This is a genomic window from Phenylobacterium sp., assembly GCF_036502675.1.
Taxonomy (GTDB): Bacteria; Pseudomonadota; Alphaproteobacteria; order Caulobacterales; family Caulobacteraceae; genus Phenylobacterium.
Window position 1 is genome coordinate 25,736 of record NZ_DASXYF010000109.1, and the last position, 16,570, is coordinate 42,305.

The 16,570-nt window shown below is 69.8% G+C and carries 13 protein-coding genes; 9 read left to right on the forward strand and 4 right to left on the reverse strand.

The genetic code is table 11. The annotated features are described in order from the left end of the window. Positions 1 to 32 precede the first annotated feature (32 nt). The 3 genes from VGL30_RS14355 to VGL30_RS14365 are packed head-to-tail and all read left to right on the forward strand — an operon-like array spanning position 33 to position 4,262. Positions 33 to 1,265, forward strand: a complete 1,233-nt coding sequence (locus tag VGL30_RS14355; RefSeq protein WP_331540693.1) for an FAS1-like dehydratase domain-containing protein — start codon at positions 33 to 35, stop codon at positions 1,263 to 1,265. A 40-nt stretch (positions 1,266 to 1,305) separates the two neighbouring features. Then, a complete protein-coding gene (locus VGL30_RS14360) occupies positions 1,306 to 2,874 on the forward strand; it encodes an acetolactate synthase large subunit (protein ID WP_331540694.1) in 1,569 nt (522 codons plus the stop codon). Further along, positions 2,871 to 4,262: an FAD-binding oxidoreductase gene (locus VGL30_RS14365; RefSeq protein ID WP_331540695.1), complete on the forward strand. Its 1,392-nt coding sequence runs from the start codon at positions 2,871 to 2,873 to the stop codon at positions 4,260 to 4,262. Before VGL30_RS14360 ends, VGL30_RS14365 begins: the two co-directional genes overlap by 4 nt. 1 nt (position 4,263) lies before the next feature. Here the strand turns inward: VGL30_RS14365 and VGL30_RS14370 are convergent, their stop codons facing one another. Beyond that, on the reverse strand, positions 4,264 to 5,376 hold the full coding sequence (locus tag VGL30_RS14370; RefSeq protein WP_331540696.1) for an NAD(P)/FAD-dependent oxidoreductase: 1,113 nt from the start codon (positions 5,374 to 5,376) through the stop codon (positions 4,264 to 4,266). 165 nt (positions 5,377 to 5,541) lie between these two features. On the opposite strand from VGL30_RS14370, the gene VGL30_RS14375 reads away from it, so the two are divergent. Then, positions 5,542 to 6,198: a hypothetical protein gene (locus tag VGL30_RS14375; RefSeq protein ID WP_331540697.1), complete on the forward strand. Its 657-nt coding sequence runs from the start codon at positions 5,542 to 5,544 to the stop codon at positions 6,196 to 6,198. A 187-nt stretch (positions 6,199 to 6,385) separates the two neighbouring features. Continuing rightward, positions 6,386 to 7,132, forward strand: coding sequence for a YwqG family protein (locus VGL30_RS14380; RefSeq protein ID WP_331540698.1), 747 nt, complete (start codon positions 6,386 to 6,388; stop codon positions 7,130 to 7,132). Between the two features lie 10 nt (positions 7,133 to 7,142). Here the strand turns inward: VGL30_RS14380 and VGL30_RS14385 are convergent, their stop codons facing one another. Continuing rightward, positions 7,143 to 10,583 carry an indolepyruvate ferredoxin oxidoreductase family protein gene (locus VGL30_RS14385; protein WP_331540699.1) on the reverse strand — a complete coding sequence of 1,147 codons (3,441 nt, stop codon included), beginning with the start codon at positions 10,581 to 10,583 and terminating at the stop codon, positions 7,143 to 7,145. A gap of 141 nt (positions 10,584 to 10,724) precedes the next feature. On the opposite strand from VGL30_RS14385, the gene VGL30_RS14390 reads away from it, so the two are divergent. From VGL30_RS14390 to VGL30_RS14405, 4 genes are all read left to right on the forward strand, one after another. Next, positions 10,725 to 11,222 carry an Lrp/AsnC family transcriptional regulator gene (locus tag VGL30_RS14390; protein WP_331540700.1) on the forward strand — a complete coding sequence of 166 codons (498 nt, stop codon included), beginning with the start codon at positions 10,725 to 10,727 and terminating at the stop codon, positions 11,220 to 11,222. Between the two features lie 27 nt (positions 11,223 to 11,249). Beyond that, positions 11,250 to 12,140, forward strand: a complete 891-nt coding sequence (locus VGL30_RS14395) for a pirin family protein (RefSeq protein ID WP_331540701.1) — start codon at positions 11,250 to 11,252, stop codon at positions 12,138 to 12,140. A gap of 194 nt (positions 12,141 to 12,334) precedes the next feature. Next, positions 12,335 to 12,502, forward strand: a complete 168-nt coding sequence (locus tag VGL30_RS14400) for a hypothetical protein (protein WP_331540702.1) — start codon at positions 12,335 to 12,337, stop codon at positions 12,500 to 12,502. Between the two features lie 59 nt (positions 12,503 to 12,561). After that, positions 12,562 to 13,833 (forward strand): serine hydrolase domain-containing protein, encoded by a 1,272-nt coding sequence (locus VGL30_RS14405; protein ID WP_331540703.1) that lies wholly within the window; start codon positions 12,562 to 12,564, stop codon positions 13,831 to 13,833. A gap of 50 nt (positions 13,834 to 13,883) precedes the next feature. Here the strand turns inward: VGL30_RS14405 and pgsA are convergent, their stop codons facing one another. Together pgsA and uvrC are read right to left on the reverse strand one after the other, a co-directional pair. Further along, complete coding sequence (gene pgsA, locus VGL30_RS14410) at positions 13,884 to 14,501, reverse strand: CDP-diacylglycerol--glycerol-3-phosphate 3-phosphatidyltransferase (protein WP_331540704.1); 618 nt, start codon at positions 14,499 to 14,501, stop codon at positions 13,884 to 13,886. Positions 14,502 to 14,606: 105 nt separating this feature from the next. Further along, entirely contained in the window at positions 14,607 to 16,469 is a 1,863-nt protein-coding gene (gene uvrC, locus VGL30_RS14415; protein ID WP_331540705.1) for an excinuclease ABC subunit UvrC, read from the reverse strand. Positions 16,470 to 16,570 lie beyond the last annotated feature (101 nt).

Below are 16,570 nucleotides of genomic sequence, written 5' to 3' on the forward strand. Positions count from 1 at the left end.
GTTTCGATTTCTTCCGAGAGGGCGAAGGTCCCATGTCCACCGAAGGCCTGATCCGCGGCCAGATCACCGACGAGTCGCTGGACCTGATGCGCCGTCGGATCGGCTATCCGAACCCGACCCTGCGCGCCGGCATCCACGGCGGCGCCTGGAACGAGATCGCCACCGCCGACGCCATCCGCCGCTGGTCGCTGTGCATGGGCGACGACAACCCCTTCTTCATCGACTGCGACTACGCGGCCAGGACCCGCTGGGGCCAGACCATCGCGCCCACCGGCTTCGAGAAGTCCATGGGCATCCCGCGCGCCAAGGAGGCGCCGGCGGAGCTGAAGGACACCAACAAGGCGCTGCGCGGGGTGCAGCTGTTCTACTCGGGCGGCGAGAACTTCTACTACAAGCCGATCACCGAGGGCGTGAAGCTCTACCGGACCAAGTGGGTCGACAAGGTGGAGGCCAAGGAGTCCGAGTTCGCGGGCCGCTCCGCCATCGTCACCAACGGCCTGGCCCTGTGGGACGACGACGACGCGGTCTACTCCGATGGGGTCGAGTGGTTCGTGCACGCCGAGCGCCGCAAGCGGCAGGAAGGCGAGCCGGCGAAGCAGAAGGAGCCGCACGAGCCGGCCTTCTACACCGACGAGCAGATGGCGGAGATCGAGGCGGCATACGACGCCGAATTCGTCCGCGGCGCCGACACCCTCTACATCGAGGACGTCAAGGTCGGCCAGCCGATGCCGAAGATGGTCAAGGGCCCGCTGACGATCACCGACCTGATCAACTTCCACATGGGCGCGGGCTGGCTGATCTACGGCCTCTGGCCCTATCGGCTGTCCTATGAGAACCGCAAGAACCTGCGCGGCTTCTACACCAAGGACAAGCACAACGCCTGGGACGCGGTGCAGCGGGTCCACTGGGACGCCGACCTCGCCCGCGAGGTGGGCCTGCCCGACATCTACGACATCGGCGCGCTGCGCCAGACCATGGTCAGCCACTACCTGCACAACTTCGCCGGCGACGACGCCTGGATCTACCGGATCCGCTACGAGTTCCGGAACTTCAACTACATGGGCGACGTCACCTGGCTCACCGCCAACGTCACCGACGCCCGCGTCGACCCGGTGCTGGGCCCGCTGATCGAACTGGACGTCACGGGCACGAACCAGCGCGGCAAGCCGAACATCAACGCCAGCGCCACCATCCTGGTCGCCTCGCGCAAGGACGGCCTCTGCAAGCTGCCCGAGCCGCCGCAGCCGCCGCCGCACCGGAGCTAGGAGTTCCGCGGCGGGCGGATATAGAGGCATATCAATTGAGTTGAACGAGAGGATGGGCGGCATGAACGGCGCGGAGAGCCTGGTCCGGACGCTGGTCGCCTCGGGGATCGACACCTGCTTCGCCAACCCCGGCACCTCGGAAATGCACTTCGTGGGGGCCCTGGACAAGGTCGAGGGTATCCGCGCGGTGCTGGGCCTGTTCGAGGGCGTGGTGACCGGGGCCGCCGACGGCTACGCACGGATGACCGGCCGTCCCGCGGCGACGCTGCTGCACCTGGGCCCCGGCCTGGCCAACGGCCTGGCCAACCTGCACAACGCCCGCCGGGCCGCCTCGCCCATCGTCAACGTGGTGGGCGACCACGCCACCTACCACGCCCAGTACGACCCGCCGCTGGCCTCCGACGTGGCGGGGTTCGCCCGACCCGTCTCGGCCTGGGTGCACGCCAGCCTGAGCCCCCGCACCGTCGCCGCCGACGCGGCCCGCGCGGTGCAGGCGGCCCGCGCCGCGCCGGGCCAGATCGCCACGCTGATCCTTCCCGCCGACACCGCCTGGCTGGACGCCGAGGGGCCGGCCGCGCCGCTGCCGGTCGCGCCGCCGCCGCCGCCGCCCGCCGCGGCGGTCGACCGCGCCGCCCAGGCGCTGAAGGCCGGCGCCCGGGCGGGAATCCTGATGCGCGGCGCAGCCCTGACCCGCGAGGCGCTGGAGGATGCCGGCCGCATCGCCGCGGCCAGCGGCTGCCGCCTGTTCTGCGACACCTTCGCCCCCCGGCTCGAGCGGGGCGCGGGCGTGGTCGAGGTCGAGCGCATCCCCTATTTCGCCGAAGCGATCGTCGAGTTCCTCAAAGACCTCGACACCCTGGTGCTGGTGGGCGCCAAGCCCCCCACCGCCTTCTTCGCCTATCCCGGCAAGCCCAGCTGGTGCCTGCCGGAGAGCTGCAGCCTCTGCTACCTCGCCCACGACCACGAGGACGGCCCCGCGGCGCTGGCGGCGCTGGCCGAGGCGGTGAAGGCGCCGCAGCACCCCGTGCGCCGCGCGAGCCTGGAGCTGCCGGGCGCGCCCTCGGGCAAGTTCAACGCCCACACCATCGGCCTGTCCATCGCCCGGCATCTGCCGGAAGGCGCGGTGCTCTCCGACGACGCCGCCACCTCCTCCGCCCCCACCCTGATCGCCGCGGCGAGCGGCCGGCCGCATGTGCACCTGGCGCTGACCGGCGGCTCCATCGGCCAGGGCCTGCCGGTGGCGGCCGGGGCTGCCACAGCCTGCCCGGACCGCAAGGTGGTCTGCATCACCGGCGACGGCAGCGGCCTCTATACGCCCCAGGCGCTGTGGACCATGGGCCGCGAGCGGCTCGACGTGACCACCGTCGTCTTCGCCAACCGCTCCTACAAGATCCTCAATGTCGAGCTGGGCCGCGTCGGCGTGAACACCCCCGGCCCCAAGGCCAGGGCCATGCTGGAGCTGCGCGATCCCGACCTCGATTGGGTCAGCCTCGCCCAGGGGTTTGGTATCGAGGCCAGCCGCGCCGACACCATCGAGGCCTTCGACGCCCAGTTCGCCGACGCTATGGAGGGCCGCGGCCCTCGGCTGATCGAGGCGGTGATCGGATGAGCCAGGTCCCGATCGACGCCTTGATCCAGGCGCTCGCCGCCGCCCTGCCCGAAGGCGGCGTGCTGACCGGCGAGGCGGCCCAGGAGCGCGCGGTCTCCAGCTGGAGCCGCATGGGAACCCCCATCGCCCTGATCCGACCGTCCACCACCGCCCAGGTCTCCGCCGCGCTGAAGCTGTGCAACGCGGCCGGCGTCCCGGTCACCGCCTGGGGCGGCAAGACCGGCCTGGTGCACGGCGGTTTCGCGGATGGCGCCATCGCGCTCTCCCTGGAGCGCATGGCGGCCATCGAGGCGGTCGACCCGGCCGGCTGCACCCTGACCGCCGAAGCCGGCTGCATCCTGCAGACCGCGGCGGAGGCGGCGGAGGCGCAGGCCCTGCTGCTGCCGCTAGACCTGGGCGCCCGCGGCTCGGCCACCCTGGGCGGCGTGATCTCCACCAACGCCGGCGGCAACCGGGTGATCCGCTACGGCATGACCCGTGACCTGGTGCTGGGGCTGGAGGCGGTGCTGGCGGACGGGACGGTGATCTCGTCGATGAACCACCTGATCAAGAACAACGCCGGCTACGACCTCAAGCAGCTGTTCATCGGCTCGGAGGGCACCCTGGGCGTCGTCACGCGCGCGGTCCTGCGCCTGAAGCCCCTGCCTACCAGCCAGGACACGGCCTTCCTGGGCGTCGAGTCCTTCGACAAACTGCCCCGGCTGCTGCGCCACATGGAGCGCGGCCTGGCCGGCGGCCTCTCCGCCTTCGAGGTGATGTGGAAGGAGTTCCACGACCTCGTCACCGCCGCGCCGGCGCTCGGCCGCCCGCCGCTGGCCGGGCGCCACCCCTACTACGTGCTGGTCGAGGCCCAGGGCGCCGACCAGCGGGCCGACAGCGCCCGCTTCGAGGCGGTGCTGATGCAGGCGCTGGAGGCGGGCCTGATCTCCGACGCCGCCATCGCCAAGTCGCAGGCCGAGCGCAACGCCATGTGGGAGCTGCGCGACGACATCGGCCAGACCGCCCGCAACTGGCCGATCTTCACCTTCGACGTCAGCCTGGGCGTCGCCGACATGGAGGCCTATGTGGCCGAGGTGCGCGCCGCCCTGCTTGCGAAGTGGCCGCAAACGGCGACGCTCACCGTGTTCGGCCACCTGGGCGACGGCAACCTGCACCTGGTGGCCGGCGTCGGGGCCCGCGACAAGCCGACCAAGCGGGCGGTGGAGCAGATCGTCTACGGGGCCCTGCGCAGCCGCGGCGGCTCGGTTTCCGCCGAGCACGGCATCGGCCTGGAGAAGCGCGACTACCTCGGCTGGTCCCGCGGGCCGGAGGAGGTGGCCCTGATGCGCACCCTGAAGGCGGCGCTCGACCCGAACAACATCCTCAACCCCGGCAAGGTGCTGGCCTGAATTACAGGCCCAGCAGCCCCGCGACCTCATCGCCGATCGCCAGGGACGAGGTGAGCCCCGGGCTTTCGATGCCGAACAGGGTCACGAGGCCGGCGATCCCGTGCGTCCGGGGACCGTCGATGCGGAAGTCCGGTTGCGGCTCGTCGGGGCCGTGCAGCTTCGGCCGCACGCCGGCGTAGTCGGGGGCCAGGGCGCCGTCCGGCAAGCCCGGCCAGAACTTGCGGATGTAACGGTAGAAGCCGTCCGCCGCGCTGGCGTCGACGCTGTAGTCGGGGGCGTCGACATAGGTCAGGTCGGGCCCGAACACCGCTTGCCCGCCCAGGTCGCGCCGGTAGTGGGTGCCCAGCGCCCCATGGATCGGCGGCGGATAGATCAGCCGCCGGAACGGCGCTTTTCCCTGCAGGCGGAAATAGACCCCCTTGCCGAAGTGGGCCGGCGGGATGGCGGCATTGGGGAAGCCGGCGATCTGCGCCGCCACGCCCTGGGCCTGCAGGCCAGGCGCGGTGACCAGCAGCCGGCAGGTCAGCGACGTGGGCTCCCCCCCGCCGGCCCGCACCTCGAACCCCTCGCCGGCCCGCGGCTCGGCGCCCTCGAAGGGCGTGGAGACCACCACGGCGCCGCCCGCCGCCTCGATCTCGCCCTGCAGGGCCAGCATGTAGCCGTGGCTGTCCAGCACCCCGCTCTGCGGCGACCACAGCGCCATCTCCACCTGCAGCTCCGGCTCCATGGCCAGGGCCTCGGCCCTGGAGAGCCGCGCCATGCCCTCGACGCCGTTGGCCTGCGCCTGGGCGAAGATCGCCTCCACATGCTCGACCTCATCGGGGTTGGTGGCCACCACCAGCTTGCCGCAGCGGTCGTAGGCCACGTGGTGGGCGTCGAGGAACGGATAGAGCGCCCGGCGCCCCGCCACGCACAGCCGCGCCCTCAGCGAGCCGGTCGGATAGTAGAGGCCGCCGTGGATCACCTCGGAATTGCGCGAGGAGACCTCCTGGCCGATGGCGGCGTCGCGCTCCAGGATGGCGGCGGTCAGGCCGCGCCGGGCCAGGGCGTAGCCGCAGGCGAGGCCGACGGCGCCGGCCCCCACCACGACGGCGTCGAAATCGAAATCGGGCATAGGGGTGGGTTAGCGTAGGCGGCGGACATTGGAAACCGCGGTTCATGGAAGCTCGCGCCGCCGGCCATATGTTCATGTTATGTTCTTGACGACGAAGCTTTGCTGTGGTTCTATGTGAGGGCGTCCAACGGGCGCTGCAGCCTAGCCTGATTGTGGAGAATCAATTTGAGCGGCTCTTATGCGCGCGGGGGCCAACCGCGCTCCGTTCCTGATCCGGATGCTGCCGCCTACGAGGCGATGGTTCGAAAACAACGCGCGTTGAATTCGAAACATGACGCCCACGAAGCACTACCGAAGCCAGATTACTGGAGCACCCACCCTGGCCTTGGAGAATCGCTCATTCCTGTCTGGGGATCGGCGCGCGAAGCGATTGCGGACGCCAAGGAAGGCGATATCGCGGGAGCGGCTATAAACGGACTTCTCGCAGCTTCTGATCTGGCGCCCGGGGCCGCGCTAGTCAAAACCGCGGGCAAGGGGATCATCAAAGGCGGAATGAAGCTGAGCGGATCCAACACTTGGCGTGCAACCCGCCGGTGGATGGCGAACCGTGGGATGATCGAGAAGGGCGTGCACGGTCACCATGCCATCATACCGAGAGGGGGCATCGGAAAGGCCGTCCCTGATAAAATCAAGAACCAACCCTGGAACATCACCGGCCTCGATGCAGAAACCCATGGCCGCATACACGGCTCATACAACGGATCTCCCCAGTTCTCCCCCTGGGACCGCTATTGGACAGGGACTCCGCCCTGGGCGAAATCCGCGCAGAAACTCGCACTTAACCGCAGCATAACCGTCACCGATTCTCAGACCGAGAAGTGATCCACTTACATTAATTCCCCAAGCAAGAATCTGAGGTTCTCGGTTGAGCGGTCCCGGACTGATACTGACAGCATTATTTGCTGTTTTTACCATCGCTCTAATTCATGCTCTTCTGGCAAGAGCAAGAGATAGACAGGGTCCTCAGCCGAATGAACCCAGCCTGCTGGCTGGTCAGATCAGAGGGCGTATGAAGCGCCTGGCGCGACCGACGCTTCTACTTACTCCGACGAAAGACCCTGGCTTTTGCAAACTGGGTGGCGATCCCGAGCTTCCGCATCACATGGCGTGGCCAACAGGTGAAAGGGCGCCTCGCGCCTTTTTGGCCCAGATCGACCTTGCGGAAGCAGCAGCCAGCCGCGGCCTCGATTGGCTACCGGAAGCGGGGCGGCTCTATGCCTTCTACGACGATCAACGTTTGGGCTTTGGGGACACGGTGCAGATCCTCCACAGCCCCGACCCGCCGGGACCACCGCGAGCGCCGCCGGCCGGCCTGGCGGCGAAGATGCGGTTTCCGGACCGCCGGGTCGGCTTCCTGCCGCTCTCCTCCATGCCCAGCCTGGACTGGCTGGGCATGGACGTCGTTGAACTCGATATCGGCGACCAGGCGCTCGACGCTCTCGCCGACCTGTCGAACGAACCGTTCGGCGACGAGCTTCAGCACCGGATCGGCGGCTATCCCGGCGAGATCCAGGGCACAAACATGCGCCTGGCATGCGAGCACCTAGCGCGCGGATTGAAATACGACCCGCAGGCGGAGGTTCCGCCCGCGATCGAGCGTGCGTCGAAGTCCTGGCGTCTGCTGCTGCAGATCGACTCCGACCCCGCGCTGAGGATGAACTGGGGCGACGGCGGCCGGCTCTACATCTTCGTTCGCGCTCAGCACGCCCGCGCCGGCGACTTTTCGAAAACCGTGACGCTCACCGAAACCTATTGAGACGCGCCGCTTACGCGATCTCCGGCTCTCGCGCCTCCACCGTCGTCGTCTCCCACTGCGCCCACAGCTTCGCCGCCTCCGCCTTGGCCGGCGCCCGCGACGCCGCCTTCACGTGGCCGAAGCCGCGGATCTGGTCGGGGATGGATGCGATCTTCACCGCCAGGGGCAGGCGCTCGGGCGTCAGGCCGGCCAGCAGCTTCGCCAGTCCCGCCTCGTACTCAGCGATCAGCAAGCGTTCGGTGCGGCGTTCTTCGCTGCGGCCGAAGGGGTCGAGGGGCGTGCCGCGCAGGCGCTTCAGCCTGGCGAGGACCGGGAAGGCCAGGTTCAGCATCCAGCCGCCGAAGGCCAGCTTGCGCGGGCGGCCCTGCGCGTCCTTGGGGGCCAGGATCGGCGGGGCCAGCCAGACCTTGGCCTTGCCGCCCTTGAAGGTTTCGCCGCGGTAGGACGCGAAGCGGCCGTCCGTATACAGACGGGCCACCTCGTACTCGTCCTTGTAGGCCATCAGCTTGTAGAGGTTGACCGCCACGGCGCGGGTGACCGCGTCGGAGCCCAGCGGCGCCTTGGCGACCGCCTCCACCTGTTTGCGGTAGCGGGCGGCGTAGGCCTCGTCCTGGTAAGCGGCGAGTTCCCGTGCGCGGTGGGCGATCAGCTCGTCCAGCGGCAGGGTCTCCGGGGTCGGGCCGGCGTTTTCCAGGGGGCCGCGCTCGTCCGGGGCGAAGGCGACGCGGCGGCCGAGCTCGAAGGCCTGCAGGTTGGGCTCGGCGTCCACACCGTTCAGGCGGATGGCCCGGTAGAGCGCCCGGCTGGAGACCGGGGCCAGGCCCTGCTGCCAGGCGAAGCCCAGCATCACCATGTTGGCGTAGATGGCGTCACCCAGCCGGGTCTCCGCCAGGTGGTGCGCCGGGCATTCGTCGTAGGACCTGGTCGCCGCCTTGATCCGGCGCGCCATCTCCGTCCCGTCGAAGCGCACGTCGCGGTCGGTGACGAAATCGGCGGTGGGCGCGAAGTCGGCGTTGCCGCAGGCGACCGTGCGGTCCCTGGCGTAGAGCGCCAGGGCGTCGGCGCCGGCCGCCGAGAGCAGGTCGCAGGCGATCAGCACGTCGGCGCTGGCCGCCGGCACGCGCCCGCCCACCACCGACTCCTCGGTCGCCCCGATGCGCACGTGGCTGAACACCGCCCCGCCCTTCTGGGCCAGGCCGGTCATGTCCACCACCGAGGCGGCGCGGCCGTCGATGTGCGCCGCCATCGCCAGGATCGAGGCCACGGTGGTCACCCCCGTGCCGCCGATGCCGGTGAAGACGATGTTGCGCACGCCTTCGATGGGCTGAAACTCCGGCAGGGGCGTCGAGTCCGCGGTCAGCGCCGGCATGGCCGCCCGGTGGGCGTTCTGCGCGCCTTCCAGGGTGATGAACGACGGGCAGAAGCCATCGACGCAGGAATAGTCCTGGTTGCAGGTGGACTGGTTGATCTTGCGCTTGCGTCCGAACTCGGTGTTCAGCGGCTCCACCGACACGCAGTTCGACGCCCTGGAGCAGTCGCCGCAGCCCTCGCAGACCAGCGGGTTGATCATCACCCGGCGCGGCGCGGCGTCCATCTTGCCGCGCTTGCGGCGGCGGCGCTTCTCGTTGGCGCAGACCTGATCGTAGAGCAGCACGGTGACGCCCGGGGTGTCCCGCAGGCTGCGCTGCACCGCCAGCAGCTCGCTGCGCGGCTTCACCTCGACGCCCGGCGCCAGGTCGGCCACGCCCTCGTAGCGCTCCGGCTGCTCGGCGACGATCACCGTCCGGGCCACGCCTTCGGCGGCGAGCTGGCGGGTGATCTGGGCCGGCGTGAAGCCGCTCTCCGGCGCCTGGCCGCCGGTCATGGCCACCGCGTCGTTGAACAGCAGCTTATAGGTGACGTGGCTGCCGGCCGCCGCCGAGGCGCGGATCGCCAGCGAGCCGGAGTGGTTGTAGGTGCCGTCGCCCAGGTTGACGAAGACGTGCTTGTCCTCGGTGAAGGGGGCGGCGCCCACCCAGCTCAGGCCCTCGCCGCCCATCTGGCTGGTCAGGTCGGTGTTGGGGTCGGAGAAGCTGGCCATGTAGTGGCAGCCGATGCCGGCCAGGGCGCGCGAGCCCTCCGGCAGCCGGGTCGAGGTGTTGTGCGGGCAGCCGGAGCAGAAGAACGGCTTGCGCTGCTGGTCGGCGGCGAGGGTCACCGCCGCCATGCTGGCCGCCGAGACGCGGGAGAGGTAGTCATGCACGCGCTCCATATGCGGCCCCGGCAGCAGGCGGTCGGAGATGGCCAGGGCCACCTCGGCCACCGACAACGCGCCCAGTTGGGACAGCAGCGGATGGCCGGCCTCGTCGGTCTTGCCGATGATCTTCGGCCGGGCGTGGGCCGGCAGGTCGTAGAGGGCGGCGCGGGCCTGGGCCTCGATCAGCGGCCGCTTGTGCTCCACCACCATCAGGGTCTCGAGCCCGGCGGCGAAGGCGCGCAGGCCCGTGGGCTCCAGCGGCCAGGGCATGCCCACCTTGTAGATCGCCACGCCCAGGGACGCGGCCTCCTCCAGCGAGACGCCCATGGCGGCGAAGGCCTCGATCACGTCCTTGTAGGCCTGGCCCTGGCAGACGACGCCCAGCCGGGGTCGCGACGGCGCCAGCACCACCCGATCAATGCGGTTGGCCCGCGCGAAGGCCAGGGCGGCGGGCAGCTTCAGGGTGCGCAGCCTGCGCTCCTTGTCCAGCGGCTGGTCCTTCAACCGGATGCCGACGCCGCCGGGCGGAAAGGCGAAGTTGGCAGGCGTCACGAACTGCCGCCGCGACAACCCCACGTCGATGGTCGCGCCGGAATCCATGGTGTCGGCCAGCGCGATCAGCCCCACCCACAGGCCGGAGAACCGCGACAGCGCATAGCCCAGCAGGCCGTAGTCCAGCACCTCCTGCACGTCGGCCGGCGACAGCACCGGCATCTCGAAGTCCTGGAAGGCGAACTCCGACTGCGAGGGCAGGGTGGAGGACTTGCAGGTGTGGTCGTCGCCGGCCACCGCCAGCACCCCGCCCCTGGGCCAGACGCCGGCGAAGTTGGCGTGCTTGAAGACGTCGCCGGTGCGGTCGACGCCGGGCGCCTTGCCGTACCACATGCCGAACACGCCGTCGTACCGGGCGTGCGGGAAGAGGTTGGCCTGCTGGCTGCCCCAGACCGCAGTCGCGCCCAGGTCCTCGTTCAGGCCTTCCTTGAAGACCACATTGGCCGTGTCGAGGAATTTCTGCGCCCGATGCGCCTGCTGGTCGAGCCCGCCCAGGGGCGAGCCGCGGTAGCCCGAGACGAAGCCGGCGGTCTTCAGTCCGGCCGCCGCGTCAAGCCGGTGCTGATCCAGCAGGATGCGGATCAGCGCCTGGACGCCGGTGATGAAAACCCGACCTTCGGTGAGCAAGAATTTGTCGTCCAGCGTCACATCGGCGTGCCGCATCGCAATTTGCTTCCTTTTCCGTCTCCCCCGGTCCTCGCAAGATCATATAAGTACGCTGCAATTGCTTGCCAAAGGCGTGCCCTCACCATGCCGTTATGAGGCAAGAAAGAGGCCGCAAACGGCCGAATGCAGGAGGAAATCTTGTCCGAGGTTCTCGACGCGATCGACGCCAGGATCCTCGACATCATCCAGCATGACGCGGGCCTGTCCGTCGCCGAGATCGCCGACCGGGTCGGCCTGTCTTCCAGCCCCTGCTGGCGGCGCATCAAGCGGCTGGAGGAGTCCGGCGTGATCCTGCGCCGGGTCACCATCCTCGATCGCGAGCGCCTGGGCCTGGGCTTCGAGGTCTATTGCACGGTCAAGCTCTCGCTGCCCACCAGGGACAACCTCGACGCCTTCGAAAGCGCCATCGGCAAGCTGGCGGAGGTGGTGCAATGCGCCACCGTCACCGGCGCGGCGGACTACGAACTGCGCATCGTCACCCGCGACATGCACGCCTTCGACGACTTCCTGCGGGAGAAGATCCTGTCGCTGGGCCTGGTCTCCAACATCGAGAGCCGCATCGTCATCCGCTCGGTGAAAAACACCACGGCGGCGCCGCTGGCGCTGATCAGCCCCTATGTGACGTCGCAGGGCTGACGCCCGCCGAGCCATGAGGAGTCCGCGATGATCGACCTCGTCATCGAGCAGCGCCGCCGGGACCTGGGCGGCTTCGAGGTGGGCCGCGTGCTGCCCTACAAAGGCGGGCGGATGGTCGGGCCGTTCATCTTCTTCGACCACATGGGCCCGGCCGAGTTCACCGCCGGCTTCCCGAGGAGCGTCGACGTCCGGCCGCACCCGCACATCGGGCTTTCGACGCTGAGCTATCTGTTCGACGGCGAGATCACCCACCGGGACTCCACCGGCGTCACCCAGCCGATCCGGCCGGGCGAGGTGAACTGGATGACCGCCGGGCGCGGGATCACCCATTCCGAGCGGTTCGAAGCCCTGCGGGCCCACGGCGGCCGGATGAACGGCATCCAGGCCTGGGTCGCCCTGCCCGTCGAGGCCGAGGAGACCGATCCCGCCTTCTTCCACCACGCCGCGGAGAGCCTGCCGACCTATGAGGCGGACGGGCTGAGGGCCCGTCTGATCGCCGGCGAGGGCTTCGGCGCCAGGTCGCCGGTGAAGACCTACTCGCCCCTGGTCTACGCCCACTGGTCGCTGGCGGCGGGCGCAAGGGCCCAGATCCCGGCGGAATATTCCCAGCGCGCGGCCTATGTGGCGCAAGGGTCCGTGGAGGTGGACGGCCGCGCCTTCGGCTACGGCCAGATGCTGATCCTCACCGCCGGCCAGCCGGTGGTGGTGACCGCGACCGAGCCCGCCATCGTCATGGTGCTGGGCGGCGAGCCGGTGGGCGAGCGGTTCATCGAGTGGAACTTCGTGGCCTCCACGAAAGCGCGGATCGAGCAGGCCAAGGCCGACTGGCGCGCCGGGCGCATGAAGCTGCCCGACGCCGACGACCAGGAATTCATCCCCCTCCCCGAACCGCCGCCCCCCGCGCCGCCGATGTCGTGACATGACCTAGTGCTCCCCCGCTGGGGGAGCTGTCGCCGAAGGCGACTGAGGGGCGAGTCTTCGAGTCCGCGGCGGCGGCGGCCCCCTCCGCCGCTTCCCGGTCCTCCTCCCCCAGGGGGGAGGACCATAGCCCATTGCCAACCCCATAATTGCGAGTCATTCTCAATATCATTCCTGACGCGGGAGCCGCGGCGATGATGTTGCAGACAGTGGGCGGATCGAGGCTCGTGGAGTTGATGCGGCTGGATCAGCCGCGGGAGCGCGACACCGAGTGGCTGCTGTTCGGCCCGACGGACCCGACAGTGGTCGAGGCGCCCGAGCCGCCGCCGCAACGCGGAAGCCCGCCGGTTTCGATTTCCTGACGGCCGATGTCGGGACATGGTCGGTTCGTTCGTCCTAGGACGGCGACACGGAGCCGATGATGATCGAACGGACAGTGCTGAACCGCCGCACCTTGCTGGCCGCCGCGGCCCTGGGCGGACTGGGTTGCGGCCCGGCCACGGGAGGAACGATGAAGGGATTTACCGACCAGGGCCTCGCGAGGCTGGAAACCACATTGAAGGACCATGTGGCCCGCGGCTCCGCCCCCGGACTGGTCGCGCTAGTGAGCCGGGGCGGCGAGACCCACGCCTTTGCGCTGGGCGCCAAGGCGCTGGACGGCAAGGATCCCGTGCGGCGCGACACGATGTTCCGCCTGGCCTCGATGACCAAGCCGATCACGGCCACGGCGGTGATGATGCTGGTCGAGGAGGGCAAGCTGCGGCTGGACGAGCCGGTGGACCGGCTGTTGCCGGAGCTGGCGAGCCGCCGGGTGCTGAAGCGGATCGACGGGCCGCTGGACGAGACCGTCCCGGCCGTCCGGCCGATCACCGTCGAGGACCTGCTGACCTTCAGGCTGGGATGGGGGATCGTGTTCAGCGACCAGCCCTTCCCGATCCTCAAAGCGGTGGAGGACCTGCCCGGGTTCGGCATGCCCAATCCGGACTCGCCGCTCACCTTCGACGCCTGGATGGCGCGCTTGAGCGCCCTGCCGCTGATGGCCCAGCCCGGCGAGCGGTGGCTCTACACCGTCGGGTCGAACGTCCAGGGCGTGCTGGTCGCCCGGGCGTCCGGCCAGGCCCTGCCCGCCTTCTTCCAGGACCGGATCCTGGGCCCGCTGGGCATGACGGACAGCGGCTTCTTCGCGCCACCCGGGAAGGTGAGCCGCCTGGCCACCGGCTACATGCCCCAGGACGGCAAGCTGACGCTGTTCGATCCGCCCGCCGGCATGTACAGTCGCCCGCCCGCCTTTCCCGCCGGGGACAGCGGACTGGTCTCCACGGCCGACGATTACGCGGCGTTCGCCCGGTTCCTGACCAGCGGGCGGACGGCGGGCGGGAAGCGTTTGCTCTCCGAGGCGTCCCTGAAGGCCATGCGAACCGACCACCTGACGCCGGCCCAGCGGGCGGGGGGCGAGGACATCCTCGGCCCCGCCCGCGGCTGGGGCTACGGCATGGGAGTGACGGTGGAGCCCAAGCCGGGCTGGGCGGCGCCGGGCGCCTACGGCTGGGACGGCGGGTTCGGCACGTCGTTCTTCAACGACCCGGCTCAGGGCCTCACGGCCATCCTGCTGACCCAGCGGGTGTTCGACGGGCCCGATCCGCCGATGCTGCACAAGGACTTCTGGAAGGGGGCGTATGTAGCGTTGGCGTAGGACCGTTTTCCGCCCCCGCCCTCATCGGGGCAGGAGAGGAAAAAACGCCTCTACGCCCCCCGCAGCGCCTTGCGGGTCTGCTCCCAGTACTGGGCGCCCGTCACCAGGGTGATCGCGGCGGCGAACCAGAAGATGGCGTGCGCCCCTGCGGCGAAGTCGGGCAGGGCCTGGTAGTCCAGGCCGAACGCGCCCCAGGTCGCCACGATCAGCTCCAGCGTCAGCGCGACCATCTGCAGGGTGGTCTTCCACTTGGCGAGCCGGGTGACCGGCAAGGTCACGCCCTTGGTCGCCCCGACCTCTCTGAGCGCGCTGACCGTGAACTCGCGGAACAGCATCAGGCCGGCGGGCAGCAGCACCATCGGCTGCGGCCCCAGCGCCATCAGCCCGAGGATCGCCCCACAGACCAGAACCTTGTCGCCGATCGGGTCGAGGATCGCCCCCCAGACGCTGGTGGCGTTCAGCTTGCGCGCCAGCCAGCCGTCGAAGAAGTCGGTCACCGACGCCGCCACGAACGCATAGACCGCCCAGCGCAGCAGGCCGAACTGCGCCTCGGCCGTCAGCTCGCCCGCCATCAGCGGCACCCCCCCGGAAGCCAGCGCCAGCGCCACGAACATGAACAGCGCCAGGACCAGGCGCATGGACGTCAGGAGGTTCGGGATCGCTTGCATGGATGCTTTCATAGGGCGCTTCGCGGGACGCGCGAAGGCCGCCTGGCGAAGGTGAGGCCCCTGACGGGCAAAGCGCAAGGCCCACCGGCCGTTCCCGTGCGCGCCTCAGGTCTTGCGGAAGAAATCGTAGATCCGCTGCGCCAGGGGCGCGCTGACGCCCTCCACCTTGGCGAGGTCGTCCACCGAGGCGCGGCTGACCCCGCGGGCCGAGCCGAAGGCGTGCAGCAGGGCCCGCTTGCGCCCCGGCCCCACCCCCTCGATCTCGTCGAGCGGATTGCGCTTCAGGTCCATGGCGCGGCGGGTGCGGTGGGCGCCGATGGCGAAGCGGTGCGCCTCGTCGCGCAGCCGCTGCAGGTAGTAGAGCACCGGCGACTTGGGCTCGAGCATGAACGGCGGCCGGTCGCCCATGAAGAACCGCTCGAGGCCCGCGTCCCGGTCCGGTCCCTTGGCGACGCCGACCACCGCGATATCGTCGACGCCCAGGTCGGCCATCACCTCCTGGGCGGCGGCGAGTTGGCCCGCCCCGCCGTCGATCAGCACCAGGTCGGGCCGCGGGGTCGGCTCGCCGGCCGCCTCCTCCTTCACCAGGCGCGAGAAGCGCCGCCGCAGCACCTCGCGCATCATGCCGTAGTCGTCGCCGGGGGTGAGCTCGCTGCTCCTGATGTTGAACTTGCGGTACTGGCTTTTCTGGAAACCCTCCGGCCCGGCCACGATCATGCCGCCGATCGCGTTGGTCCCGCTGATGTGGGAGTTGTCGTACACCTCGATCCGCTCCGGCTGGCCCTCCAGCCCGAACGCCTCGCAGACGCCGGCCAGCAGCTTGGCCTGCCCCGAGCTCTCGGCCATCTTCCGCCCCAGGGCCTCGCGGGCGTTGATCAGCGCCTGCTCCACCAGCTGCCGCTTCTCGCCGCGCTGCGGCCGGCAGATCTCCACCTTGCGGCCGCCCTTCAGCGCGAAGGCGTCGGCCAACAGGTCGCAGTCCGCGGGCTCGACGTTGGCGAGGATCAGACGCGGGATCGGCTTGTCGTCGTAGAACTGGCCGAGGAAGGCGGCCATGATTTCGGCCTCCTCGTCCTGGCGGTCGACGCGGGGGAAGTAGGCGCGGTTGCCCCAGTTCTGGCCCGCGCGGAAGAAGAAAACCTGCACGCAGGCCTGGCCGCCCTCGGCGTGCAGGGCGAAGACGTCGGCCTCGTCCACCGTTTCGGGATTGACCTGCTGCTCCTGGGCCACGGAGGACAGCGCCCGGATGCGGTCGCGCAGCCGCGCAGCCCGCTCGAACTCCAGGTCGTCGGAGGCCGCCTGCATCTCCATGGCCATCCGGCCGATCACCGCCCGGCTCTTGCCACGCAGGAAGGCCTCGGCCTCCTCCACCAGCGCGCCGTAGTCCTCCAGCGACACCAGCCCCGTGCAGGGCGCCGAGCAGCGGCGGATCTGGTGCAGCATGCAGGGCCGGGTGCGGCTCTCGTAGACGTTGTCCGAGCACGACCGCAGCAGGAAGGCCTTCTGCAGGGTGTTCAGCGTCCGGTTCACCGCCCAGGCGCTGGCGAAGGGCCCGAAGTAGTCGCCCTTGATCGAATGCGCGCCGCGGTGCTTGCGCAGCTGCGGCGCCGGGTGCTCGCGCCGGATGACGATCTCCGGGAAGCTCTTGTCGTCGCGCAGCAGCACGTTGAACCGCGGCTTGAGCTGCTTGATCAGGTTGATCTCCAGCAGCAGCGCGTCGGTCTCGGTGCGGGTGGTGATGAACTCCATCGACCGCGTCAGGTCGACCATCAGGGCGATGCGCTGGGTGTGGAAGCGCCCCTGGGCGTACTGCAGCACCCGCTTCTTCAGCGAGCGCGCCTTGCCGACGTACAGCACCTCCCCGTCCTCGCCCGCCATCCGGTAGACGCCGGGCTTGTCGGGCAGGCGGCGGACCTCGTCCTTGATCAGGGCCGCGCCGGTTAGGGGCGCATCGGTGAGGGTCGGCATGGACGCAGATATAGTCCGCTTCGCCCCGGCGCACAGCCGCCGCGGCGCCCGCGCCACAGCGCCGCAAGCCCTCGGGCGCGAAGACTCCCTTAAGGCCTCCG